The sequence below is a fragment of the Thermithiobacillus tepidarius DSM 3134 genome, from assembly GCF_000423825.1.
GTDB lineage: Bacteria > Pseudomonadota > Gammaproteobacteria > Acidithiobacillales > Thermithiobacillaceae > Thermithiobacillus > Thermithiobacillus tepidarius.
Genome location: NZ_AUIS01000006.1, coordinates 65532 through 87570 on the forward strand (window position 1 = coordinate 65532; position 22039 = coordinate 87570).

The 22039-nt window shown below is 66.2% G+C and carries 24 protein-coding genes; 15 read left to right on the forward strand and 9 right to left on the reverse strand.

Annotated features, from left to right (window positions below):
• Nucleotides 1–73 precede the first annotated feature (73 nt).
• From G579_RS0103995 to G579_RS0104005, 3 genes are all read left to right on the forward strand, one after another.
• Complete coding sequence (locus tag G579_RS0103995; RefSeq protein ID WP_230973785.1) at nt 74–583, forward strand: helix-turn-helix domain-containing protein; 510 nt, start codon at nt 74–76, stop codon at nt 581–583.
• A gap of 82 nt (nt 584–665) precedes the next feature.
• Nucleotides 666–932, forward strand: a complete 267-nt coding sequence (locus G579_RS0104000) for a type II toxin-antitoxin system TacA family antitoxin (RefSeq protein ID WP_028989144.1) — start codon at nt 666–668, stop codon at nt 930–932.
• Entirely contained in the window at nt 929–1423 is a 495-nt protein-coding gene (locus G579_RS0104005) for a GNAT family N-acetyltransferase (protein ID WP_028989145.1), read from the forward strand. The genes G579_RS0104000 and G579_RS0104005 overlap by 4 nt, the downstream gene beginning before the upstream one ends.
• 77 nt (nt 1424–1500) lie before the next feature.
• On the opposite strand, the gene G579_RS0104010 is transcribed toward G579_RS0104005, so the two are convergent.
• Nucleotides 1501–1713: a helix-turn-helix transcriptional regulator gene (locus tag G579_RS0104010; RefSeq protein ID WP_028989146.1), complete on the reverse strand. Its 213-nt coding sequence runs from the start codon at nt 1711–1713 to the stop codon at nt 1501–1503.
• Between the two features lie 582 nt (nt 1714–2295).
• On the opposite strand from G579_RS0104010, the gene G579_RS0104015 reads away from it, so the two are divergent.
• A complete protein-coding gene (locus G579_RS0104015; RefSeq protein WP_028989147.1) occupies nt 2296–2877 on the forward strand; it encodes a YqaA family protein in 582 nt (193 codons plus the stop codon).
• A 92-nt stretch (nt 2878–2969) separates the two neighbouring features.
• Here G579_RS0104015 and G579_RS15735 read toward each other — a convergent pair whose 3' ends face one another.
• Together G579_RS15735 and G579_RS0104025 are read right to left on the reverse strand one after the other, a co-directional pair.
• The gene (locus tag G579_RS15735; RefSeq protein ID WP_051180810.1) at nt 2970–4073 is read right to left on the reverse strand and encodes a YsnF/AvaK domain-containing protein; all 1104 of its coding nucleotides are present in this window, start codon (nt 4071–4073) and stop codon (nt 2970–2972) included.
• A 95-nt stretch (nt 4074–4168) separates the two neighbouring features.
• Entirely contained in the window at nt 4169–4780 is a 612-nt protein-coding gene (locus G579_RS0104025) for a YsnF/AvaK domain-containing protein (protein WP_081662570.1), read from the reverse strand.
• Between the two features lie 219 nt (nt 4781–4999).
• Between G579_RS0104025 and G579_RS0104030 the strand changes: the two genes are divergently transcribed.
• Both G579_RS0104030 and G579_RS0104035 read left to right on the forward strand, forming a co-directional pair.
• Nucleotides 5000–5218: a hypothetical protein gene (locus G579_RS0104030; RefSeq protein WP_028989149.1), complete on the forward strand. Its 219-nt coding sequence runs from the start codon at nt 5000–5002 to the stop codon at nt 5216–5218.
• 143 nt (nt 5219–5361) lie between these two features.
• Complete coding sequence (locus G579_RS0104035; protein ID WP_155989735.1) at nt 5362–5619, forward strand: hypothetical protein; 258 nt, start codon at nt 5362–5364, stop codon at nt 5617–5619.
• A gap of 232 nt (nt 5620–5851) precedes the next feature.
• On the opposite strand, the gene G579_RS0104040 is transcribed toward G579_RS0104035, so the two are convergent.
• From G579_RS0104040 to G579_RS0104055, 4 genes are all read right to left on the reverse strand, one after another.
• A complete protein-coding gene (locus G579_RS0104040; RefSeq protein WP_051180811.1) occupies nt 5852–6184 on the reverse strand; it encodes an Hpt domain-containing protein in 333 nt (110 codons plus the stop codon).
• The gene (locus G579_RS15740; RefSeq protein ID WP_051180812.1) at nt 6168–7190 is read right to left on the reverse strand and encodes a GGDEF domain-containing protein; all 1023 of its coding nucleotides are present in this window, start codon (nt 7188–7190) and stop codon (nt 6168–6170) included. The genes G579_RS0104040 and G579_RS15740 overlap by 17 nt, the downstream gene beginning before the upstream one ends.
• Nucleotides 7191–7311: 121 nt before the next feature.
• Nucleotides 7312–9444: a putative bifunctional diguanylate cyclase/phosphodiesterase gene (locus G579_RS15745; protein ID WP_051180813.1), complete on the reverse strand. Its 2133-nt coding sequence runs from the start codon at nt 9442–9444 to the stop codon at nt 7312–7314.
• 1 nt (nt 9445) lies between these two features.
• The gene (locus tag G579_RS0104055) at nt 9446–9892 is read right to left on the reverse strand and encodes a response regulator (RefSeq protein WP_038018079.1); all 447 of its coding nucleotides are present in this window, start codon (nt 9890–9892) and stop codon (nt 9446–9448) included.
• Between the two features lie 360 nt (nt 9893–10252).
• Here G579_RS0104055 and G579_RS18090 point away from each other — a divergent pair, with 360 nt between their 5' ends.
• From G579_RS18090 to G579_RS0104070, 3 genes are all read left to right on the forward strand, one after another.
• Nucleotides 10253–11371, forward strand: coding sequence for an HD-GYP domain-containing protein (locus G579_RS18090; protein WP_162142968.1), 1119 nt, complete (start codon nt 10253–10255; stop codon nt 11369–11371).
• A gap of 93 nt (nt 11372–11464) precedes the next feature.
• Nucleotides 11465–12601 carry a PQQ-dependent sugar dehydrogenase gene (locus tag G579_RS0104065; protein WP_211218648.1) on the forward strand — a complete coding sequence of 379 codons (1137 nt, stop codon included), beginning with the start codon at nt 11465–11467 and terminating at the stop codon, nt 12599–12601.
• Between the two features lie 156 nt (nt 12602–12757).
• The gene (locus G579_RS0104070) at nt 12758–13132 is read left to right on the forward strand and encodes a GerW family sporulation protein (RefSeq protein WP_028989155.1); all 375 of its coding nucleotides are present in this window, start codon (nt 12758–12760) and stop codon (nt 13130–13132) included.
• On the opposite strand, the gene G579_RS18095 is transcribed toward G579_RS0104070, so the two are convergent.
• Entirely contained in the window at nt 13119–15380 is a 2262-nt protein-coding gene (locus tag G579_RS18095) for a PAS domain S-box protein (protein WP_051180816.1), read from the reverse strand. The two genes, G579_RS0104070 and G579_RS18095, sit on opposite strands and share 14 nt — an antisense overlap.
• 530 nt (nt 15381–15910) lie before the next feature.
• On the opposite strand from G579_RS18095, the gene G579_RS0104080 reads away from it, so the two are divergent.
• The 6 genes from G579_RS0104080 (at nt 15911) to G579_RS0104105 (ending at nt 21755) form a co-directional block, all read left to right on the forward strand.
• Nucleotides 15911–16582 (forward strand): SOS response-associated peptidase, encoded by a 672-nt coding sequence (locus G579_RS0104080; RefSeq protein ID WP_028989156.1) that lies wholly within the window; start codon nt 15911–15913, stop codon nt 16580–16582.
• Nucleotides 16583–16665: 83 nt separating this feature from the next.
• The gene (locus G579_RS0104085; protein ID WP_028989157.1) at nt 16666–18510 is read left to right on the forward strand and encodes a glycoside hydrolase family 15 protein; all 1845 of its coding nucleotides are present in this window, start codon (nt 16666–16668) and stop codon (nt 18508–18510) included.
• Between the two features lie 17 nt (nt 18511–18527).
• Nucleotides 18528–19811, forward strand: coding sequence for a protoglobin domain-containing protein (locus G579_RS18100; RefSeq protein WP_155989736.1), 1284 nt, complete (start codon nt 18528–18530; stop codon nt 19809–19811).
• The gene (locus G579_RS18105) at nt 19808–20620 is read left to right on the forward strand and encodes a response regulator transcription factor (protein WP_028989158.1); all 813 of its coding nucleotides are present in this window, start codon (nt 19808–19810) and stop codon (nt 20618–20620) included. Before G579_RS18100 ends, G579_RS18105 begins: the two co-directional genes overlap by 4 nt.
• Nucleotides 20621–20629: 9 nt before the next feature.
• Complete coding sequence (locus tag G579_RS15765) at nt 20630–21034, forward strand: response regulator (protein WP_038018082.1); 405 nt, start codon at nt 20630–20632, stop codon at nt 21032–21034.
• Nucleotides 21024–21755 (forward strand): response regulator, encoded by a 732-nt coding sequence (locus G579_RS0104105; RefSeq protein ID WP_028989159.1) that lies wholly within the window; start codon nt 21024–21026, stop codon nt 21753–21755. Before G579_RS15765 ends, G579_RS0104105 begins: the two co-directional genes overlap by 11 nt.
• Here G579_RS0104105 and G579_RS0104110 read toward each other — a convergent pair.
• Nucleotides 21752–21982 carry a hypothetical protein gene (locus G579_RS0104110; protein WP_028989160.1) on the reverse strand — a complete coding sequence of 77 codons (231 nt, stop codon included), beginning with the start codon at nt 21980–21982 and terminating at the stop codon, nt 21752–21754. The genes G579_RS0104105 and G579_RS0104110 overlap by 4 nt on opposite strands.
• Nucleotides 21983–22039: the final 57 nt, after the last annotated feature.

Here is a 22039-nt window from a genome sequence, read left to right on the forward strand (position 1 = left end):
TGGGTGTAAGTGGATGTCCATTTGGGTTTGCAGGCAAACCGATCCATGGTTCGTCGTTTCGGATATTTCGTTTATGCTGCTCGCCATGACCTTGATGGAAGCCCCCCAGGAGGCTGCCATGACGGCGCCCCCACCCGCCCGCCCGCTGCCCACGACAGAGGAGGTCGCACTCGCCCGGGAGAGCGGCCGGGCTCTGTCCTCTTACCTGCTGACCGACGCCGAGACGCAGCATATCGAGATCGTCGACGACCAGGGCATCGCCCACTCGGTTCGGGTCCCGGTGTCGGCGCTGCGGCTTTTCGTCGACGTCCTCACCGAGATCGGTGAAGGCAATGCGGTCGCCGTCGTCCCGATCCATGCCGAGCTCACGACACAGGAGGCGGCGGACGTGCTCAATGTCTCGCGGCCGTTCCTGGTTCAACTGCTGGAGCGCGGCGAGATCCCGTTCCACAAGATCGGCACTCATCGCCGCGTCCGCTACCAGGACGTCATCGCCTACAAGGAGTGCATCGACGCCGAGCGCCACAAGGCCCTCGACGCCTTGGCCGAGCAGGCCCAGGCGCTCAAGATGGGGTATGAGTGACCGCCAAAAGGTAGGCGCGTGTTGACAACGGCTACACGCGGTTCTAGGATTTGTGTATACATCGTGTATGCGGGAGTGAGTCATGCGAGACGCCGCCATCAACCTGAGGGCATTGCCCGAGCAGCGCGATCTGATCGACCGCGCCGCCCGGCTCCTGGGCAAGAACCGTTCGGATTTCATGCTCGAAGCCGCCTGTGACAAGGCCCAGGCGGTGCTGCTCGATCAGGTCTACTTCAACCTCGACGCCGACAAATTCCAGCAGTTCATAGACCTGCTCGATGCGCCGCCCGCGCCCAACCCGGGGCTTGAACGGCTGATGGCGCTGAAGGCCCCCTGGGCCAAGGAATGAGTGCGTCGCTCAGTGCGCCCCAGCCGCTGACCGCCGCCCACTGTCTTGACGACTTTTCCTGCGGAGAGCCGGTACTCGACGAGTGGCTCACACGTCGGGCAATGGCCAACCAGCAAAGCGGTGCCAGCCGCACCTTCGTGGTCGTTGATCAAGACGACTGCGTTCAGGGGTACTACGCGATGGCTGCGGGGGCGGTCGCACACCGTCTGGCTACCGGCGCAGTTCGCCGCAACATGCCAGACCCCGTGCCGGTCCTGGTGCTGGCCCGGCTGGCCGTCGACACCCGCGCCCAGGGGCACAAGCTCGGCGGGGCCATGCTTCAGGATGCCGTGCAACGGGCGGTGGTGGTCTCGCAGAACGCCGGCGTGCGGGCGTTGCTCGTCCATGCCCTTCACGATCGCGCGAGGCAGTTCTACGAGCACTACGGCTTCCAGGCATCGCCGCTCGATCCGTTGATGCTGATGCTGCGGTTGGACACCACGCGGCCATGACGGGCGCGGGTTCGATTCCGGGTTGGAACCGAACCGGCGCTGTGTTGCGGGCATATCGTGTATGCGGACTGGCAACGTCAGCTGGCGCAATGGCGGACAACGCGCTGGCTGGTCGATATCGACAAACAGGACTCTTCATAGGCCTCGATGTCGACAAGCCGGGAAAGAACTCGGCCGCACAGTTTCAGGAACTTGGGTCCAATCCCTTCGCTGCGCCATCTTTCCAGGGTCGCCTCACTGACGCTCCAGCGGGCGGCGAGTTGTCTCTGATTGAGGTGCACGACTTCCATCTTGGTCTCCTCCCGAATAAGTTGGCAGGAGTCATGAAGGCGCTGTTCCTCCCGACAGGCAAGTCGATGTTGGCGCACCGAGCGGAAAAATCCCGTTCTCGTCAAGACTGAAGCTGCGGCAACTTGCGAATACAAGCGCTTCGGAACATTGCCGCCAACTGTAGGTCGCCAAGCACGCGCAAGCATGAATCGCCCGAGAGAGTGGAAACCCGGCAGGCTGCCGTCCCACCAATTTGTCGATTGAAAGAGAAACATCTCTTCAACAGTGCGGGCTCCAAGCCCTTGGCCCAAAACTGCGAGGAGGTTGTTCTTTGTCCAGGCTGGCCCAGTCCCCCTCCCCGGCTCAGGGGCCGCCTTCCAATGATTTCCGGCGTGCCGCCAAGCCGTCTGCCGAGCGGGGCGGCTGCGCCAATGTCAGCGAGCCTGGAACGAATGCAGCTTCAACGCGGCAAGCAACGGCAAACCACCCCGACGCAGGGGCGGGCACATCCTCTGAAAAGCCGTTCGCCGTAGCCATTTATCCCGAATGACTGCTTGTGGCACACTTCCGGCCATGACGATTTCATTCCCCCCGAGACCCGCATGAAATTTTTCTCGCCGCTCTACCGCCGGGCCATGGCCTGGTCCCGCCATCCGCGTGCGCCCTGGTACCTGGGGGCGTTGAGTTTTGCCGAATCCTCGTTCTTTCCGGTGCCGCCTGACGTGATGCTGGCGCCCATGTGCCTGGCCAATCCGCGCCGGGCCTGGCATTTGGCGCTGCTGACCACGCTGACTTCGGTGGCCGGCGGCTTGCTGGGATACGTGATCGGGTATTTTGCCTTGGATGCCGTGCTGCCCTGGCTGCGGGAGAGCCATTACTGGCCGGCTTATCAGACCGCGGTGGCCTGGTTCGAGCGCTGGGGCTTCTGGGCGGTGTTCGTGGCCGGCTTCTCGCCGATCCCGTACAAGGTGTTCACCATCGCCGCCGGCGCCCTGTCGATGGCGCTCTTCCCCTTCACCCTCGCCTCGGTCATCGGCCGCGGCCTGCGCTTTTTTCTGGTGGCCGGACTGATGGCGTGGGGCGGCGCGCGCATGGAGGCGCTGCTGCACCGCTACGTGGATCGCCTGGGCTGGGCGGTGGTCGCCCTGGTGGCGGCTGGGGCGCTCTGGTACGGCAGCCAATGAGCGGGCCAAGCGAAAAACGCTAGCGGCCTGCGGCATGCCCCCAAGAAGAAGGGGGCCGAAGCCCCCCGTGTGTAGCCGTTGGCCGACCCGCCTCAGTGATGGCGGGCGCGGTCCCAGGCGTAGTGGACGGCGTCCTTGAAGCGATCCCACGGACCGTAGTTGTGGGCCTCCCAGTCGCGCCGGATCTCCGGCTCGACCTGGCTCCAGTCGCTGCCCCGATAGCGCGGATTCAGGCCCAGGTGGTAGCCGTAGCGGTAGGCGGGCTGCAGTTGCTCGTAGCTGATGCCGCGGCTGGAGTAGACGTTCTGGAAGTCGCTGCGGAACTCGCTCTCGTGCGCGGCGAACTGCTGCGCCTCCTCGGGGGTCAGGGATTCCACTTCGACCTCGGTGGCGCGCACGGTGCCGCGGATGGTTTCCGTGTGCTCCGTGGCCTCCTTGCCGACGACGACTTCCTCCACCACGCGGGCCTCCTTGCTGACCACCGGCTCTTCCGCCGTGGTGCGGATCTCCATGGTGCCCTCCTGGAAGGCGTTCAGCTCCGCCTCGCTGGCCGGGCGGTCCACCGGCCGGCGCTCCACGTCGACCCGTTCCTCGCGCAGGCGCACCTGCTCTTCCACCGGGGTCTCGGTCATGTGGCTGTAGACGCGCGCGCCGCCGCGCTCGACCTCGCGCTTGCCGACCTTGAGCTCTTCCTCGATCACCGGAATGCGGGTTTCGCCTTCGGTCGCGCTGCTCGCCGCCGTGGTGCCGCTGGCGCCCATGACGCCGCTGGCGGTCGTGGCGCCGGTCTGCGTGGCGCTGTCCGCCTGCCACGCCGTCGCCCGCTCATCGATGTCCACCGCGCCGTGGCGGCTCAGGATGTCGGCGGCCTCATCGGCGCTGTCGTCATCGGTGGTCACCGACAGCAGGGTGCCGCCCCGGCGCATGCCCTCCGCATAGAGCGAATGCTCCGATTCGGACACGTGGGAAGCGCCCTTTTCGCTCATCAGGCCGATTTCCGCCAGGAAATGCCGGACGCGATCCATGAAGCCTTCGTGGGCGTGGGTCTCAGGGGTCTGGCCAGCGTATTCCCGGCCCCCTTCCTCACCCGCCATGAGGCGGATGCTGCTGCGGCTGAAGCCATTGCTGATCAGGTCCTGCTGGGCACTTTCGGCTTGGGTGCGACTGTCGAAAAAACCGATTACTGTCTTAGCCATAACTCGCTCCTTTACGTAGTTGCTTGCTGTCGTTCATCGACGCGCAGGCCAGGCTTGCTGCGTGCGCTGGCTTACGTAAGCTCGGGTTACTGCTGTCAGCCATCCCCTTCCCGACCGCGGAGGGGCTCGATCGTGACCTCCTCGCGCCGCAACGTGACCCGCTGGGCATGCTGCTGCTGATGCCGGCACTTGGTGATGCGCAGCTCCTCGCGCAACATGATGCGCTTTTCCACCACCAGCACTTCTTCCAAGAGCGGGATCACCAGGGTATCGCCTTCCTGGCGCGGTGCCGGCGCACTGTCCACGATGCGGTTGACGGCCACGTGTTCGATTTGGACGTCCTCCCGCAGGATCGGTTCCTCCACCTCCGCCTCGCGTTCGTGCACCGTCTTGTGCACGCGCACGCCGCCATTGGCCCGGGTCCGCTTGTGGATGCGCAACTGTTCCTCGATCACGGGCAGCACGCTGGCTTCGCCGTCGGCGGCAGTTTCGGCTTTGGCCGGGGACTGCAGTTCGGCGAAGCCGAAGGGTACGGCGTAGTTGCCGTCGTCCCGCAGAATCAGCGCATCGGCCGGCACCAGTATCCGCTGGCCGCTCTCCAGCTTGACCAGGAGCGCCGCCCGGGTGGCGCCCAGGGCCTGCGGCTCCGAGTCCACCGTGCCGCGCCGGCCATGCTTGTCTATGACCAGGATTCCCGCTGGCTCCATGGAGTACTCCATTTGGCTGGAATTGCAGCAGCGCGCTGCGTGTGGAAGCATCGATCTGAGGAGGTCATGTCCATTTCGAGCCCATGGCATGCCCGGAGTTCCATCCGGAGTTGATGGATGGCCGGGAGCGGCAAGCTTGGAACTTAAGATGGATAGCGGTATTCCGGACTTGGGATAAGATGAATTTTAAAGTCCGTAAAAACCCTTGAGGGGGAAGTGATGCGAAAATCCTTGAAGCGGCTCTTTTGCAGTCACGACTGGGCGCAGTCGCACGTCCCCGATCTCCGCTACCGGCTCGGCGACTCCCGCTACGTATGCATCAAGTGCGGCAAGGAACGCGGCTTCGACCGCTTTCACCACGCCCTCACCCCGCCACTCCGGCCCGCTGCGGCCGCCGGCCGGCAGCCCCGGAGCAGGCGCGGCCTGCTCCACTCCTGAAGGCCCGGCGCGGGCGAGTCCGCTTTCAGCCAGGCGAAGCACGGCATGGGCCGTCGCTTTGCCGGTGACTATTGGCATGGCCCGGCAAGGCGCGGCGCCCTCGCTGCCCGGCCGGAACCGGCTTGCCCAAGACGGGGTGCGCGATGAAATACTTCGTCGTTTACAGGTGGAAGTACGAAGGCCGCGATTACGACAGCAACTGGTACATCGTCAACGACGTGCTCGACCGCCATCCGGTGGACGAGCTCATTCGCCTGAACGCGGAGCACTGCCAGGGCTACAAGTATCAGCTGCTGTTCTGGAGCGAGATTCCGGACGACGTCACGAACGGGCCAGACGCTACATCGACGAGCACGGGGAGCTCAGCGGTTAGCTGCTTCCATGCAAGCGTGGCACCATGATGCCTCGACGGCAGCCAAGCACCGCCAAGGTGGCGGTTCTGTTTATCGCGAGCCAGCTCGCTCCTACAGCCGGACGCGGCGTTTTGGACTGAGGGCAAGGCACACGCCACCGGTACCATTTCTGCACCCGGATGCGGCATTTGGGCTGTAGGAGCGAGCTGGCTCGCGATTGAAGACCTTGCCTGCGGCCCACGACCATGGCCAACGCGCGGCAAGCCCCGCCACGGGCCGCTCAGTTCTCCGCCCCGTAGACCACCTCGATGCGGGCCAAATAATCTTCGAGCTCGTCCAGGCAGTCCGCCACGCTGGGCGCATCCTGCGCCTGCGCCGCTTTTTCCAGGCGGGCGCCGATCCCGCTGATGGCGCTGAAGCCGTAGCCCTGCCCCGTGCCCTTCATGCGGTGCGCCAGCAGGGCAACGGCTTCGAAGTCCGCGCGCGCCAAGGCCGCGCGCATGGCCGGCAGGTCGCGGCGGCGGTTGTCCAGGTAGGCAGGCACGATGGGGGCCAAGGCCTCGTCCACCTGCACCACGATGGGCGCGCCGGGCTGCTCAGGAGAGGGTGTCAACCTTGCTCCGTTGCCGGCGGGCCGGTGAGCGCGCCACCTCCACCCGGTTGCGCCCCAGCGCCTTGGCCCGGTACAGCGCCTCGTCGGCGGCGGCGATGAGCGATTCCGGGCGCCGATGGCCGTTGGGCGTGGCGGTGGCGACGCCCAGGCTGATGGTGACGATGCGGCCGGCGGCCGAGTGCTGGTGGGGAATGCCCAGCCGCTCGATTTGCGTGCGCAGCGTTTCCGCGACGACGGCGGCGCCCTGGGCGTTGGTGTCCGACAGGATGACGGCGAACTCCTCGCCGCCGTAGCGGGCCACCAGATCGCCGGGGCGGGACAAGGAGGCGACCAGGGTCTGCGCCACCTGCTGCAGGCAGGCGTCGCCCGCCTGGTGGCCATAGACGTCGTTGAAGGTCTTGAAGTAGTCGATGTCGATCAGAATGAAGGACAGCGGCAGATGGTCCCGCACCGCCCGGCGCCATTCGCTGCGGAAGGTCTCGTCGAAATGGCGGCGGTTGGCAATGCCGGTCAGGCCGTCCTGGCAGGACAGGCGTTGCAACGCCTCGTTGGCGGCTTTCAGCTGCAGCGAGACATCCAGCAGCTCCCGCTCCCGCGCCTTGCGCCAGTCGCGCTCCTGCTTCAATGCCAGCGCCGAACGCAGCCGCGCCAGCAGTTCCACCTTGTTGAAGGGCTTGGTGATGTAGTCCGTCGCGCCGGCGGCGAAAGCGGCCTCCAGATCCCGGGACTCGGTGCGGGCCGTGACCATGATCACCGGCACGTCGCGGAATCGCTCATGGCCCTTGATGCGGCGGCAGGCCTCGATGCCGTCCATCTCGGGCATGATGATGTCCATCAGAATGACGTCCACATCCATCCCGCCGCTGCCGCCATCCGTCAGGCCCAGCAGCTGCAGCGCCTCCCCGGCCGAAGCGGCCACGCTCACGTCGCCGTAGCCCGCCGCCCGCAGGATGTGCTGCAGCAGGAGCAGGCTGTCGGCATCGTCATCAACAATCAGGATCCGCATTTCCACCCGTCTCTGGCTTTATCGTTGTCATGTAGATAGTCCAATATCGTCAAAATGCCGACACTTGGACGACAGGACTGCAGAGGAGCAGCGCTCGAGGCGGCACGCAGGCCGGGCCTGCTCAGCCGTAGGACACGCCTTTCGTCAGCAGGCCGTCCCAGCGTTCTTCTTTTTTCTTGTGCAGGAGCTTGCCGAATTCTTCCGCCGTCAAGGGCTTGCTGAACAGGTTGCCCTGCACCTTGTCGCAGCGCTGGGCCCGCAGGAAGGTCAACTGCTCTTCCGTCTGCACGCCCTCGGCGATCACCTTCAGCTTCAGGCTGTGCGCCAGGGTGATCACGGCGGTCACGATGGCGGCATCGTCGGCGTCGGTATTGATGTGGTGCACGAAGGACTGGTCGATCTTGAGCATGTCCAGCGGGAAGCGCTTGAGGTAGCTCAGGGAGGAGTAGCCGGTACCGAAGTCGTCGATGGACAGCTGCACGCCCATGGCCTTGAGGTCGCGCAGGGTGGTGATGGTCGCCTCCACGTTCTCCGCCACAATGCTCTCGGTCAGTTCCAGCTCCAGGTACTGGGGATCGAGCCCGGTGTCCTCCAGCACATGCGCCACGGTGTCGATGAGCGGCGTGTGCTTGAACTGACGCGCGGACAGATTGACCGCCACCCGCAGCGGCGGCATGCCGGCGAGCTGCCAAGCCTTGTTCTGCGCGCAGGCGGTGCGCAGCACCCATTCGCCCAGGGCACCGATGAGCCCGGTCTCCTCGGCCAGGGAGATGAACTGCAGGGGCGAGATCAGCCCCAGCTCGGGATGCTGCCAGCGCACCAACGCCTCCATGCCGAAGATCTCGCCGCTGTCCAGGTCCACCTGGGGCTGGTAGTGCACCAGCAGCTCCTCCTGATCCAGCGCCTTGCGCAGCATGTTGCCCAGGGCCAGGCGCTCGAAGGACAGGGAATTCATCTCCGCGGCATAGAGCTGGAAGTTGTTGCGCCCCTGGTCCTTGGCCCGGTACATGGCGGTATCGGCGTTCTTCAGCAGGGTCTCGGGTTCCTCGCCGTCGGTGGGATAGAAGGCGATGCCGATGCTGGTGGAGGTGTAGAGCTCATAGCCGTCGATGTAGAAAGGCGGCTTCAGGGCATCGATCAGCTTTTGGGCGATCTTGGCGGCGTCCTCCACATGGGTGACTTCGGGCAGGATCAGGGTGAACTCGTCGCCGCCCATGCGGGCGACGGTGTCCTCCTCGCGCACGCACTTGGTCAGCCGGTAGGCCACCGCCTGCAGCAGCTGGTCGCCCACGCTGTGGCCGAGGGTGTCGTTGATGGTCTTGAAGCGGTCCAGGTCGAGGAAGATCACCGACAGCATCTGCTGATGGCGGTGGGCGTAGGCCAGGGCTTGTTCCAGGCGGTCCTTGAACAGCACGCGGTTGGGCAGGCCGGTGAGGGCGTCGTGGTAGGCCTGGTGCCAGATGATCTCCTCGGCCCGCTTGCGTTCGGTGATGTCGCGGGCGATGGACAGGACCACCCGGGACCCGCCCAGGGGAAAGACGTGGGCGCTGATCTCCACGGGAATGCGCATGCCGCCCTTGCTGGTCAGGGTCATCTCGAAGGTGGTGTGGCCCTGGCGCAGCAGCTCGCGCATCACCCCCATCATCTTCTGGGCGCTTTCCTCGTCCACCACGTCGCAGGGCTGCTTGCCCAGCAGCTCCTCGCGGCCGTAGCCCATGCGCTGGCAGGCGACGTCGTTGACTTCCAGGAAGTTGCTCAGGCTGCCGTCCTCGCCGACGGCGTTCAGGAAAATGGCGTCGTAGGCGTTGTTGAACAGCAAGCGGTACTTTTCCTCGCGCTCGCGCAAGGCTTCTTCCGCCTGCCGGCGCGCGCGCCGCTCCTCCGCTTCGCGCAACTCCCGCTCGATGGCGGGCACCAGCCTGGCCAGGTTGTCCTTTTTGAGATAGTCGTGGGCGCCGGCCTTCATGGCCGCCACCGCGAGGTCCTCGCCGATGGTGCCGGAAACGATGAGGAAGGGCAGATCCTGTCCGCTCGCCTTGAGCAACTCCAGCGCGGCGATGGCGCTGAATCGCGGCAGGTTGAAGTCGGTGATGATGACGTCCCACTCCCGCCGGGCGAGGGCGTCGCGCATGGCTTCCATCGTGTCCACCCGCTCGGCGTCCGGCACATAGCCGCCGCGGCGCAGCTCCCGCAGGATCAGCGCCGTGTCGTCCTCGGAATCCTCGACTACCAGGACGCGCAGCGGTTTGCTCATCTCATGCTCCCAGACGCGGGCACGGCTCGTTGAGGACGAGCCAGTAGAGGCCGAGTTGGCGGACGGCTTCCATGAATTGGGCGAAGTCCACCGGCTTGCGGATGTAGCTGTTGGCGCCCAGGCTGTAGCTCTCGATCAGATCCCGCTCCTCGTTGGAGGTGGTCAGCACCACCACCGGCAGCAGCCGCGTGCGCTCATGGGCGCGCAGCCGCTTGAGCACCTCCAGCCCGGTCATCTTCGGCAGCTTCAGATCCAAAAGCACCACCTGCGGCAGCAACCCGTTCTCCTGCCCGGCATAGGCCCCCGTCCCAAACAAATAGTCCAGCGCCTCCACCCCGTCCCGCACCACGTCCACGGTGTTGGCCAGATTGCTCTTCTTCAGCGCCCGCAACGTCAGCGCCTCGTCATCCGGATTGTCTTCCACCAATAAGATCAGCTTGTTCTGCATAGGCTCCGGTACCGCACGTCGCAAAGTAGGTTGTGCATCGCATGAGTCTCACGCGCAACACGCCAAGGCCGGAAGGCCGCGTGCGGCGGGTGGGTTGTCGTTATCATCTCACAATCTTGCCTTTGCGGGGACAGGATTTCAACGACAAATCCGTCCCGCCCCGGCCACGGCCGGCACGCCGCCGCTCCCCGCACATGCCGCATGGATGCGGCGCACGGGCCACGCTCGGCCGACAAGCCAGCGGCACGCGGTTGCGACCTTAGGCCTATGCGCTTTGATCCGCACACCACTTATGCTACTAAGCACAAGAAAATCTGGACCTTAGCGTCATGCTGCGCTGTCTGCACGGGGTGGGTTGCCATGGAAACTATCCGCGTAAAGCCCGGCGAGATCGGGGTCGGTTGCGTGCTGCCGTGGTCCGCCTACGACCAGCATGGACGATTGCTCCTCCCGAAAGGGGCCATTGTGGCCAGCGAGAGCCAACTGCGCGGGTTGTTGAGCCGCGGGCTTTATCGGGCGGAACGCGGGCAGCCGTCCGCCTCGCCGGCGCTCCCGCACAAGAAGGCGGATCCCTTCCAGCGACTGGGGGATTTGTGCCGCAGCCTGCAGCAGCAGTTCCGCGACATCGGTGCCGGCGTGCGCGGCACCGGGCCGGCCGGCGTCCTGTCCCTCGGCGAGGAAATCCAGCACCTGTGCGCGGAAGACGCCGACGCGGTTTTGGGTGCGGTGCATCTTTGCCATGAACACCCCTATGTCGTGATCCACCCCATCCATGTGGCCCTGCTGTGCGAGTTGGTCGCCACGCGCCTCGGGTACTCCGCCGAAGACCGGCGCACCATCCTGGCGGCGGCCCTGACGGCCAACGTGGCCATGTTGGAGTTGCAGGCGCTGCTTTCCACGCAGAAGGTTCCGCTCGACGGGTCCCAGCGCCGCCAGATCCGGGATCATCCCGCCCTCGGCGTGGCCATGCTCCAGATGGCCGGCATCGATGACGCACACTGGCTGCGCATCGTCGCCCAGCATCATGAGAAAATCGACGGCAGCGGCTACCCGCAAGGATTGCGCGGACAGGAGCTTGCGGAGGAGGCGCGCATCGTGAACCTGGCCGACACCTACTCGGCCATGGTCTCGCCGCGGGCCATCCGAGGTCCGAAGCCAGCCCGGGACGCGCTGCGGGAAATCTTCCTGTTGCGGGGCAAGGAGATCGATGAGCAGCTTGCGCTGATTTTCATCAAGGAAATCGGGGTTTTCCCGCCGGGCGCCATGGTGCGGCTGCGGAACGGGGAAACGGCGATCGTCGTGCGCCGCGGCCGCGAGTCCACGGCGCCGATCGCCTACAGCGTACTCGGACCGCAGGGTGAATGGTATGCCCGGCCTGGCCGCCGGGACTGCAGCCTGGACCGCTACACGATCGAGGAGATGCAGCTCACCGACAACCTGCTCCCCATCGATGTGCATGCCTTGTGGGGCTACGACTAGCGGCTGCTTGGCGACGCACACGAGCGGCTTTCCCGCCAGCGGACGGCTACGCAAAGGCGACCGTTCTCCGCGCAACGCCAGGAGGTGAAGACCATGCGCCAAGACCGTGCCGCCCGATGGGGTCGTCCAGGCTATGCGCTGCTGGGACTCCTCTGCCTAGCGCCCATGGCCGCCGCGCAGGAAACGCCGCGGCTCGGCCTGGAGGCCGTGGCGACCCGGGGCCTGCAGAGTCCGGTCTACGTCACCCACGCCGGTGACGGCAGCGGCCGCCTCTTCATCCTGGAGCAGCCCGGCCGCATCCGCATCGTGCAGCAGGGCCGCCTGCTGCCCACGCCTTTCCTGGACATCACCAAGCAGGTACGCGCCGGCGGCGAGCAAGGGCTGCTGGGCCTGGCCTTCCATCCCAAGTACCGGCAGAACGGCCGCTACTTCATCAACTACACCCGCGCACCCGACGGCGCCACCGTCGTGGCCGAGTACCGGGTTTCGGACGAGGCGAACGTTTCCGCCACCGAAGAACGCCGGCTGCTCGTCGTCCCGCAACCCTACCCCAACCACAACGGCGGCATGATCGAGTTCGGCCCGGACGGCTTTCTATACATCGCCCTGGGTGACGGCGGGGCCGGCGGCGATCCCGGCAACCGTGCCCAGAACCGGCGGGAGTTGCTGGGCAAGCTCCTGCGCATCGACGTGGATCGCGGCAAGCCCTACGGCATTCCGGCGGACAATCCGTTCGCCCGGGGCGGCGGGCGCGCGGAGATCTTTGCGTATGGTCTGCGCAATCCTTGGCGCTTCTCCTTCGATCGCAAGACCGGCCAGCTCTGGGCCGCCGACGTCGGGCAGGACGCCTGGGAAGAGATCGACGTCATAAAGCGCGGGGGCAACTATGGTTGGCGCATCATGGAAGGGAAGCACTGCTTCCCGCCCAGGCGCGGCTGCTCCCAGGCCGGCTTGCAACTGCCGGTGGCCGAATATGGACACGAAAAAGGCCGCTGCTCCATCACAGGCGGCTACGTCTACCGCGGCAGCCGAGTGCCGGCCCTGACGGGCATCTACCTGTACGCGGATTATTGCAGCGGCGAGATTTTCGGCCTGCGCGACGGCCGGCAGCGGGTGCTGCTGCCGACCAAGCTCAGGATCACCTCCTTCGGCCAGGACGAGCAAGGCGAGGTGTACGTGGTTGGGCACGAAGGTACGGTGCATCGCCTGAGCGGCGGCGCAAGCCGCTAGACCAGGCGCATGCTGCCGCGCAACGGTCAGGGCGCCCAGCGCTAAGCAGCAGGCGCTGCAGCACCCGTACCGCGCGCAGCCAGGCAGGCGCACGCTGCACCACGGTCCGGGCTACGGCCCGGCTACCCGCCGCCATCGCGATAGCGAGGTAAGCTCATGTCCATTCAGAATTTCTTTCAGTCCATGCTGGACCGCCTGCACAGCAGCGCCCATGTACATACGGTGTATGGCGAGAGCATCACCGCCGCAGGCCGGACCGTGATTCCCGTCGCGCGGATCGCTTACGGCTTCGGCGGCGGCTCCGGCAGTCGCCATCCGGGGCAACGAGCCGCGCAAGCGGACGCCGAGGAGGGTGGCGGCGGAGGCGTCGCGGTCACGCCCTTGGGCGTGGTGGAGATCACGCCCGAGGCGACGCGCTTCATCCGCTTCGATGATCGACGCAAACTGGCCGGTGCCCTGGCGATCGGCCTGCTGGCCGGCCTTTGGCTGGGCCGGCGCCGCAGCCGCGGGCGGCGACTCACTCCAGCGTGAAGTAGAAGGTGGCGCCCTGCTCGACGGCGCCCTCGGCCCAGATGTGCCCGCCGTGGCGGTGGATGATGCGCTGCACCGTGGCCAGCCCCACGCCGGTGCCTTCGAACTCGGCGGGGTTGTGCAGGCGCTGGAAGGCGCCGAAGAGTTTGTTCGCGTAGGCCATGTCGAAGCCGGCGCCGTCGTCGCGCACGAAATAGACCCGCCGTCCGTCCTCCTCCCGCATGCCGAACTCGATGCGGGCGCGCTCGTGCTTGCTGGTGAATTTCCAGGCGTTGTCCAAGAGGTTCTCCAGCACGACCCGGAGCAGCTGGGAATCCCCCTCCGCCGTCACACCCTCGGCAATGACAAAGTCCACCTGCCGCTCCGGCTGAGTCTGCTGCAGGCGCTCGGCGATCTCGCGCACCTTGTCGCTGAGGTCCAGGCGCTCGCGGCGCAGTTCACCCCGGCTCAGCCGGGCCAGGTTCAGCATGGCATCGATGAGCTCGGCCATGCGTTGGCTGGCGCGGCGGATGCGGCGCATGTAGTCGCGGCAGCCCTCCGTGAGCGTGCCGCCGCAGTCCTCCAGCAGGGCATAGCTGAAGCCGTCGATGGCGCGCAGTGGCGCGCGCAGATCGTGCGAGATGGAGTAGCTGAAGGATTCCAGCTCCAGATTGGCGGCCAGCAGTTCGGCCGTGCGTTCCTCAACCCGTTGCTCCAGCTCCGTGTTCAGCTGGCGGATTTTCGCTTCCACACGCTTGCGTTCGGTAATGTCCTCCGCCGTGCCCACGATCGTGGTGACCCGCTCCTTTTCGAAGAGGGGCGCGGCGCTCACGCTGACGATACGCTTGCTGCCGTCCTTGCGGGTCAGCTCCGTTTCATACTGCGACACGCTCATGCCCTGGGTGACAACCCGGGCGAATTGCTCTTGCACACCGGCCAAAGCGTCCGGCGTGAAGAGGACCGCGAAGGGCTGCCCGAGCAGCTCATGGACCTCGTAGCCCGTGATGGTCGCGCCGGTCCGGTTGCACAGGATGATCCGGCCTTCGAGATCGATGGCGTAGATGGCGTTGCTGGCGCTCTCCATGATGCGCTCGCGGAATTCGTAGGCCCTGCGTAGGGCCTCCGCGGTGCGCTGGCGCTCGGTGATGTCCAGCAGCGTGCCCACCCAGGAGGTCACCTGTCCCTGGGCATCCCGAATGGGCACCCCGCGGCTGAGGATGACGTAATCCTTGCCGTCCACGCCGCGCAAATGGTACTCGTAATCCCAGAAGCAGGCCCTCTCCACGCAGTGCCGCCAGTCTGCCGCGGCGCGCGCCGCCTGGTCAGGCGGCAGCACCCACAGCCAGCCGTTACCCTGCATCTCTTCCAAGGTTTTGCCCAGCAGTTCGAGCAGGCTCCGGCTCAAGTAAGTGATCTCGCCCTGGGCGTTGGCGGTCCAGACGCCGAAGGGAATGAGCTCGCCGATGGCCCGGTAGCGCGCCTCGCTCTCGCGCAGGGCCGCTTCGGCCCGCTTGCGCTCGGTGATGTCCTCGACCAGGGCGAGGGTGCGGGCGGGCTGGCCGTCGCTGGCCCGCACCAGGGAAACCGTGACATTGGCCCAGATGGTGCGGCCGTCCTTGTGGATATAGCGTTTTTCCAGGGTGTAGCTCTGTCCATCGCCGTTCAGCAGCCGGCGTCGCAGTTCGAGCTCCCTTTCCAGATCCTCCGGGTGGGTAAGCTCGCGGAAGGTGATCTGCAGCAGGTCTTCGCAGCGGTAGCCGAGGATGTCGCACAGCTTGCGATTGACCTCCAGCAGGCGGCCGTCGAGCGCCGCATGGGCCATGCCGACCGCCGCCTGATGGAAGGTGGCGCGGAACAGGGCCTCCCGTTCCCGCAGGGATTGGGCCATGGACGCCAGTTCGGCCTTTTCGCGCTCGCTCTCTTGCAGTGCCCGGTGCAGCCGGTGCCCGAACCAGCTGATGATGCTGCTCATGAGGATGAAGCTGCCGAAGCGGATGACTTCCCCGCGAGTGAGGCTGGCCAGGCTATAGGGGGGCGGGAAAAAGGTGTAGTTCAGCGCCAGCACGCTGAGACCGGTGGCCAGCAGGCCCGGCCCCCAGCCGCCGATGAAGGCGCTGAGAATAACGCTGATCAGATACGGCGACAGCAGGGTGTTGGGGGCGAGAAAAGGACTGAGAGGTATGTTGATCAGTACCGCCAGTCCGGTGAAGGCGACAGGTAACGAATACCGCCAACGGGCGGACAACTGGCTCCAACGCTTGAAAGGCATAGATGGCCTTTTCCGGCACAGATGACAGGGCTGGGTGCCGTGGCATGGGCGCGGATGAGCTGGTATCGCTCTCCCGCCATCACTGGCTGATGTTTAATTCTAAGTATAGCCCTTGCCGGCAGGGTTCATGCCAGGCAGCACCACAAAACGCCCCGTCAAAAGTCCGATGCGGCCGGCCGCGTCAGCGGCCGGCCCGGTCGACCTCGGGTTTTCAGCTCCTGGGCGCGGACTGGTCGCGCACGGCACGGCGGCCGCCTTTGCGCTTCACGGTCCAATGCCCGCACTGGCGGCAACGCATGGCGCCGGCAATCAGCAGGGTAGGCAGGGGTTTTTTACAATTGGGGCATTCCATCTCGTATCCTTTACCGGGTACTGTTCGCATTGAAAACAGATTCGTTCTCCATTTGTTTCCCATCATAAGGAGAACACCGCGAGAACGCAAGCACCGTAGCACCGCTCCGTTGCCGGCTGGATGGGACCAAAGGCGGTCCCGGCTGGCCGCCCCGGCCCGGAAGCCCTATGATGATCTCATGTGCGGACGCTATACCCTGAGCAGCCGGCCGGAGGCTTTGCAGCTTCTCTTTGAACTGGAAGCGCTGCCGCCGCTCGCGCCCCGCTACAACATCGCACCCACCCAAGCAGTGCCGGTGGTCCGGCAGCACGGGGCGGGCCGGGAAATGACGTTGATGCGCTGGGGACTGATTCCATCCTGGGCCAAGGACCCGGGCATCGGCGCCCGCCTGATCAATGCCCGCGCCGAGGGCGCCGCCGACAAGCCGGCTTTTCGCGCTGCCTTCCGGCGCCGGCGCTGTCTCATTCCAGCGGACGGCTTTTACGAGTGGCGCAACCAGAACGGGCGCAAGCAGCCGTTCTATTTCCGCCGGGAGGACGGCACGCCCTTCGCCTTCGCTGGGCTGTGGGAGCATTGGCATGGGCCGGACGGGGCGGAGATCGAGTCCTGCACCATTCTGACCACCGATGCCAACGCGCGGGTGCGGCCGATCCACGACCGCATGCCGGTGATCCTGGAACGCGCGGACTTCGACCTCTGGCTGGACCCGGCCATCAGCGATCCCGAGCTGCTGCAGCCGTTGCTGGCGCCCTACCCGCCGGCGCAGATGACCGGCTATCCGGTCAGCAGCAGCGTCAACAGCCCCAAACATGACGATCCGGCCCTCGTCACGCCGCTCGCGGAGCCCTGAGCCGGCGGGCGACGACAAGGAGGGCATGCGGTCCATACTTGGTAAAGCGCCGGCCGCCGGCCAGACCAGGAGAGTCGCCCATCATGCCGCGGGACATCCCCATCGGGAACGGCACCTTGCTTGCCGCTTTCGACCTCGATTACCGCATCCGTGACTTCTACTACCCGCGCGTCGGCAAGGAGAATCATGCCTTGGGTTTCCCCTGGCATTTCGGCGTCTGGGCGGACGGCGCCTTTGCCTGGGTGAACCGGGAGGACTGGACCATCCGCCGGGATTATCTCCCCGACACGCTGGTCACGGCCGTCACCGCCACCCACCGCCACCTGCCGCTCGCCCTGCGCTGCAACGACATCGTCGATTACGAGCAGAACATCCTGGTGCGCCGGGTGCGGGTGCAGAATCGCTCGTCCCGCCCCCTTTCGGTGCGGCTCTTCTTCCATGCCGACCTGAACGCACTGGAAAACGAGATCGGCGACACGGTGTTTTTCGATCCCAAGAATGCCTGCCTGGTGCACTACAAGGGACCGCGCTACTTTTTCATGAGCTGCGCCAGCGAGACCGCGCTGGGAGTGACGATGTTCGCCACGGGCACGAAGCGCAACAAGGGCTTCGAGGGCACCTGGCGGGACGCCGAGGACGGCGAGCTGAGCGGCAATCCCATCGCCCAGGGCGCGGTGGACTCGGTCATCGGCGTGCCGCTGCTCGTCCCCGCCGGCCAGCGGGATTTCCACGACCTGCCGCCGTCGTTGCTCGCCTGCTATCGGCGCAGCCTGCTCATCATCCGCACCCAGAGCGACCATGGCGGTGCGGTGGTCGCCGCCAATGACACGGACATCCGGCAGTTCAACCAGGACACCTACAGCTACATGTGGCCCCGCGACGGCGCCATCACTGCGCAGGCGCTGGACCGGGCCGGCTTTGGCGGCCTGAGCCGGCGCTTTCTGGAATTTTGCACCCGCAAGGCGGTCGAATTTAATTATTCCGCCAGCATTTTGTCCGAAACGGGCTTTTTGATGCACAAGTACAATCCGGATGGGTCGGTGGGCAGTTCCTGGCACCCTTGGTTCAGCCACGGGGACATGCAGTTTCCCATCCAGGAGGACGAGACGGCCCTGGTGATCTGGGCCATCTGGCAGCACTACCTCGCGCACCGGGACATCGAGGCGATCCGCCCCCTCTACAGTCCCTTCGTCGAACGGGCCGCCGACTTTCTGCTGGGCTTTCGCGACGAGCACACCGGACTGCCCCTGCCTTCCTATGATCTGTGGGAGGAGCATCGCGGCGTCTTCACCTTCACCACGGCCACGGTGGTGGCGGGCCTGCGGGCGGCGGCGGAGCTGGCGAGGCTGTTTCAGGAAGACGAGCGGGCCGACGCCTATGCACGGGCGGCCGCCGAGGTGCGCGAGGCCATGGATCGGCACCTTTACTGTCCGCGGGAGGGGCGCTTCGCGCGCGGCATCCTCTTCGAAAACGGCATGCAGATCCGCGACCCCGGCGTGGATGCCAGCCTGCTCGGCCTCGTGCTCTTCGGCGGCTACGATCCCTTGGACCCGCGGGTGGCCGGCACCGCCCGCGCGGTGGAAGAACGGCTGTGGATCCGCCACGGCATCGGCGGCGTGGCGCGCTACGAGGGCGACACCTATCAGCAGGCGCAGGCGGCGGACGCGCCCGGCAATCCCTGGCTCGTCTGCACCCTGTGGCTCGCCCAGTATCACATCGCGGCGGCACGCGACCGCGCCTCCCTGGAGCGCGCCCTGCCCCTGCTGCGCTGGGCGGCCGAGCGGGCGCTGCCCTCCGGCGTGATGCCGGAGCAGGTACACCCGCACAGCGGCGCGCCCCTTTCCGTGTCGCCGCTGACCTGGAGCCACGCCACTTTCGTGGCGGCGGTATCGGACTACGTGGACAAGGCGGCGGTGCTGGGGGCGTGACGGACGAGGTGGCAGACATGGACGACGAAGCGCAGCCGAGCGTGTCCCCGATGGCGCCGCCCGCCTACCTGGAAGCGACGCGCGAGCGCCGGCTGGCCTACCTGGATTTCCAGGAGCGCGACCTGGCCCTGCTCCGCGATCTAGAGGACCTGATCCAGGCGCATCTGCCCGAGATCGTCGAACGCTTCTATCAGCACCTCCTCGCTTTCCCGGAGACGCGCCAGGTCTTCCGGGACGAAGCCGTAGTGCGGCGCCTGAAGGAGGCGCAGAAGGCCTATCTGCTCCAGGCCGTGCGCGGCCCCCGTGACGCCGACTACTTCAAGCGCCGCTGGCGCATCGGTTACATCCACAACATCATCCAGGTGGAGCCTCAGTGGTTCATCGGGGCGTTCCAGCTCTACCACCGCATCCTCTACCCGCTCCTCCTGGAGCGCTATGGCCACGATCCGCAAGCCTTGGTGGAGCACATCCTCGCCTTGGACAAAGTCATGAACCTGGACCTGCAGCTCGGCATGGAAAGCTACATGGCCCATTACAACGCCACCATGGAGCAACTGCACCTGCTCAACCTGCAGATCCAGGCTGCGAGCGCCGCCAAGAGCCAGTTTCTGGCCAACATGTCGCACGAGTTCCGTACGCCGCTCAATGCCATCATCGGCTTCACCGAAGTCCTGGAAGACGAGATCCCCGGCGCGCTCAACGCGGAGCAGCACGAATATCTCGGCTACATCCACAACGCCGGCCAGGTGCTGCTGCGCCTGATCAACGACGTGCTGGACCTGGCCAAGGTGGAGGCCGGCCGTTTGGAGCTCTTCCATGAGACCTTTCCGGTGGCGCAGGTGGTGCGGGAGACCATCACCACCCTGCGCGGCGAGGCGGAGAAGAAGAACCTCTGGATCAAGGTGGACCTGCCGCCCGATCTCGGAGTGATCACGGCGGACCCGCTGCGCTTCAAGCAGGTCCTCTACAACCTGCTCTCCAATGCGGTGAAGTTCACCGACCAGGGCGGCGTCACCGTGTCGGCCCGGATCGAGGGAGACCGGCTCCACCTGCGCGTGGCCGACACCGGCATCGGCATCCGTCCCGAGGATCGCGAGCGGATCTTCACGGAGTTCAGCCAGGTGAACGCCTCCCACGCCCGACAGCAGGAAGGCACCGGCCTTGGGCTGGCGCTGAGCAAGCGCCTGGTGGAAGCCCACGGCGGGCGAATCTGGTTCGAGAGCGAGTTCGGCCGGGGCAGCGTCTTCCACGTGCTCCTGCCCTTGCAGCCCGCCGAATCCGAGGAGGACCGTGCGTCATGAAAGAGCAGCCGGCCATGCGGCGCCCCGGCACGCCGGCCCGCCCCTCCGCCTCCACGCCGACCCACCCAGCGGTGCTGGTGGTGGAGGACGATGCGCAGGCGGCCAAGCTTCTCGCCATGTACCTCGACGCGGCCGGCTATGGGAGCGTGTTGGTCCGCAGCGGCGAGGAGGCGCTGCAGCAGGCGGCGCGACTCCGTCCCCAGGCCATCTTCCTCGACCTGCTGCTGCCGGGCATGGACGGCTGGGACGTGCTGACGGCGCTGAAAGCCTCTCCGCGCACCCGCGACATTCCCGTCGTCATCATCTCGGTGCTGGACCGCCAGGCCCTGGGCTTTCGCCTGGGTGCCGTCGACTACCTGGTCAAGCCGGTTGATCGGATGCAGCTGCTGCGCGCCCTTGGCCGCTGCCTGCGCCAGCGCGGGACGCCCGGCGTGCGCCAGCAGGTGATGGTGGTGGACGACGACGCCGATGCCCTGCGCCTGTTGTCCGCCTACCTGGCCAATGCGGGCTTCGACGTCGTACAGGCCCTCGGCGGCGCCGAAGGCATCTACCTGGCCAAGCTCCTCCGTCCGGCCCTGGTGGTGGTCGATCTTCTGTCCGGCACGGATTGCCTGAGCGTGATCCCGGCGCTGCACGGCGATCCTGGCGCCCACATTCCCGTGCTCGTCCTCACCACGTCACAGTTGGTCCAGGCGCAACAGGCCCTGGGCTACGGCGAGATTCACATCATCACCGTCCGGCAGGAAGGCGTCGGCCAGGAGCTGCTCACGGCCATCGCCCAGGTGCTGCCGGTGCACGGCCAGCCCTGAGGGAGCGCCATGGACGCAACGCACGGTCCCATTCTGGTGGTGGAGGATGACCCGGCCAGCCGCAAGCTGATCCGCGCGGTGCTCGGCGCGCGCGGCTACCGGGTCGAGGAAGCGGAGGATCTGACCCGGGCCCGCGCCCTGCTGGAGGCCGCCACGCCCGCTCTCGTGCTGTTGGACATCCGCCTGGGCGGCAGCAACGGCCTGGAGCTGGCCCGCCATATCCGCAGCACCCCGCGCCTCGCCCACCTGCCCATCATCGCCATCACCGCCCAGGCGCTGAAGGACGACGAAAGCCGCATCCTGGGCGCGGGCTGCGACGCCTATCTCGCCAAGCCCATCGACACGCGGCGGCTGCCGCAACTGGTCGCCGATCACGTGCAGCAACAAGCCGGAGGGCCGCGCCATGAGCGATGACAACACGATCGCGGGCGCGCGCATCCTGGTGGTGGATGACGCGCCGCAGAACGTCAAGCTGCTGCAACTGATCCTCAAGGACGCGGGCTATCGCGTCATCGAGGCATACAGCGGCCGCGAGGCGCTGGATAAGGTGAGGCTGGAAAGGCCGGACGCGGTGATCCTGGACGTGCGCATGCCCGGCATGAGCGGCTACGAGGTCTGTGAAACCTTGCGCAGGGAGCCGGATTTCGCCACCCTGCCGGTCATCATGGTCACCGCCCTGTCACTGCCGGAGGAACGCCTGCGCGGCATCGAGGCCGGCGCCACCGATTTCATCACCAAGCCCTTCAACAAAAAGGAATTGCTGGCCCGCGTGCAGACCAGCCTGGCCTTGGCCAGAGCCCAGCAGCCCGGCGTCATCGAGCAGCTGCCCGGTGCCGTGGTCATGACGGACGCCGACTGGCGCGTGCTGGCGTTTTCGCCACGGGCCGCCACGCTGCTGGGGCTGTCCGCGGACAGCGCGCCGGGCAGCGACTTCCGGCCCATGCTGGAGCCGGGCACCGGGGACTGGAGCGCGGATGCCGGTGGCATCTTCCAGGTGCGGACCGTGGCCACGCAACTGCCCCTGCTGCTGCGGCACACCCCGGTCCGGGACGCCGCGGAGCAGGTGCTGCTGCGTATGCTGGTGTTCTCGGGTCAGCGTGAAGGGGAACGGGAGACGGGAATCCGGGAAGGTTAGTGGCGCGTCGAGAGCGGATGCTCGCTCGCCGATCGGCCTTCCGCTACGCTGCGATCCACTGCCGTGTCGGCGCCGTAAAAAGCGGAGCGGTACAGGGAGTACAGGCTTTCCCGCAGGTCCGAGGGTGCGTTCTCGACGCAATACTCCAACGCTTCCTGATAGGCAACGCTGTTCTTTTCGCTGTGCATCAGGAAATCGAGCGCCTGCTCCAAGGATTGAAAATGCATGTATCTTAACTCCAGGCCTGGCTGAAACCATTAGACCAGGGTGCACGCGACAAGTTG

What these genes read in the sequence shown, in the direction of transcription:
- G579_RS0103995 (WP_230973785.1), top strand. Translation starts at nt 74, where the DNA reads ATGCTGCTCGCCATGACCTTGATGGAAGCCCCCCAGGAGGCTGCCATG.
- G579_RS0104000 (WP_028989144.1), top strand. Translation starts at nt 666, where the DNA reads ATGCGAGACGCCGCCATCAACCTGAGGGCATTGCCCGAGCAGCGCGAT.
- G579_RS0104005 (WP_028989145.1), top strand. Translation starts at nt 929, where the DNA reads ATGAGTGCGTCGCTCAGTGCGCCCCAGCCGCTGACCGCCGCCCACTGT.
- G579_RS0104010 (WP_028989146.1), bottom strand. Translation starts at nt 1,713, where the DNA reads ATGGAAGTCGTGCACCTCAATCAGAGACAACTCGCCGCCCGCTGGAGC.
- G579_RS0104015 (WP_028989147.1), top strand. Translation starts at nt 2,296, where the DNA reads ATGAAATTTTTCTCGCCGCTCTACCGCCGGGCCATGGCCTGGTCCCGC.
- G579_RS15735 (WP_051180810.1), bottom strand. Translation starts at nt 4,073, where the DNA reads ATGGCTAAGACAGTAATCGGTTTTTTCGACAGTCGCACCCAAGCCGAA.
- G579_RS0104025 (WP_081662570.1), bottom strand. Translation starts at nt 4,780, where the DNA reads ATGGAGCCAGCGGGAATCCTGGTCATAGACAAGCATGGCCGGCGCGGC.
- G579_RS0104030 (WP_028989149.1), top strand. Translation starts at nt 5,000, where the DNA reads ATGCGAAAATCCTTGAAGCGGCTCTTTTGCAGTCACGACTGGGCGCAG.
- G579_RS0104035 (WP_155989735.1), top strand. Translation starts at nt 5,362, where the DNA reads ATGAAATACTTCGTCGTTTACAGGTGGAAGTACGAAGGCCGCGATTAC.
- G579_RS15740 (WP_051180812.1), bottom strand. Translation starts at nt 7,190, where the DNA reads ATGCGGATCCTGATTGTTGATGACGATGCCGACAGCCTGCTCCTGCTG.
- G579_RS15745 (WP_051180813.1), bottom strand. Translation starts at nt 9,444, where the DNA reads ATGAGCAAACCGCTGCGCGTCCTGGTAGTCGAGGATTCCGAGGACGAC.
- G579_RS0104055 (WP_038018079.1), bottom strand. Translation starts at nt 9,892, where the DNA reads ATGCAGAACAAGCTGATCTTATTGGTGGAAGACAATCCGGATGACGAG.
- G579_RS18090 (WP_162142968.1), top strand. Translation starts at nt 10,253, where the DNA reads ATGGAAACTATCCGCGTAAAGCCCGGCGAGATCGGGGTCGGTTGCGTG.
- G579_RS0104065 (WP_211218648.1), top strand. Translation starts at nt 11,465, where the DNA reads ATGCGCCAAGACCGTGCCGCCCGATGGGGTCGTCCAGGCTATGCGCTG.
- G579_RS0104070 (WP_028989155.1), top strand. Translation starts at nt 12,758, where the DNA reads ATGTCCATTCAGAATTTCTTTCAGTCCATGCTGGACCGCCTGCACAGC.
- G579_RS18095 (WP_051180816.1), bottom strand. Translation starts at nt 15,380, where the DNA reads ATGCCTTTCAAGCGTTGGAGCCAGTTGTCCGCCCGTTGGCGGTATTCG.
- G579_RS0104080 (WP_028989156.1), top strand. Translation starts at nt 15,911, where the DNA reads ATGTGCGGACGCTATACCCTGAGCAGCCGGCCGGAGGCTTTGCAGCTT.
- G579_RS0104085 (WP_028989157.1), top strand. Translation starts at nt 16,666, where the DNA reads ATGCCGCGGGACATCCCCATCGGGAACGGCACCTTGCTTGCCGCTTTC.
- G579_RS18100 (WP_155989736.1), top strand. Translation starts at nt 18,528, where the DNA reads ATGGACGACGAAGCGCAGCCGAGCGTGTCCCCGATGGCGCCGCCCGCC.
- G579_RS18105 (WP_028989158.1), top strand. Translation starts at nt 19,808, where the DNA reads ATGAAAGAGCAGCCGGCCATGCGGCGCCCCGGCACGCCGGCCCGCCCC.
- G579_RS15765 (WP_038018082.1), top strand. Translation starts at nt 20,630, where the DNA reads ATGGACGCAACGCACGGTCCCATTCTGGTGGTGGAGGATGACCCGGCC.
- G579_RS0104105 (WP_028989159.1), top strand. Translation starts at nt 21,024, where the DNA reads ATGAGCGATGACAACACGATCGCGGGCGCGCGCATCCTGGTGGTGGAT.
- G579_RS0104110 (WP_028989160.1), bottom strand. Translation starts at nt 21,982, where the DNA reads ATGCATTTTCAATCCTTGGAGCAGGCGCTCGATTTCCTGATGCACAGC.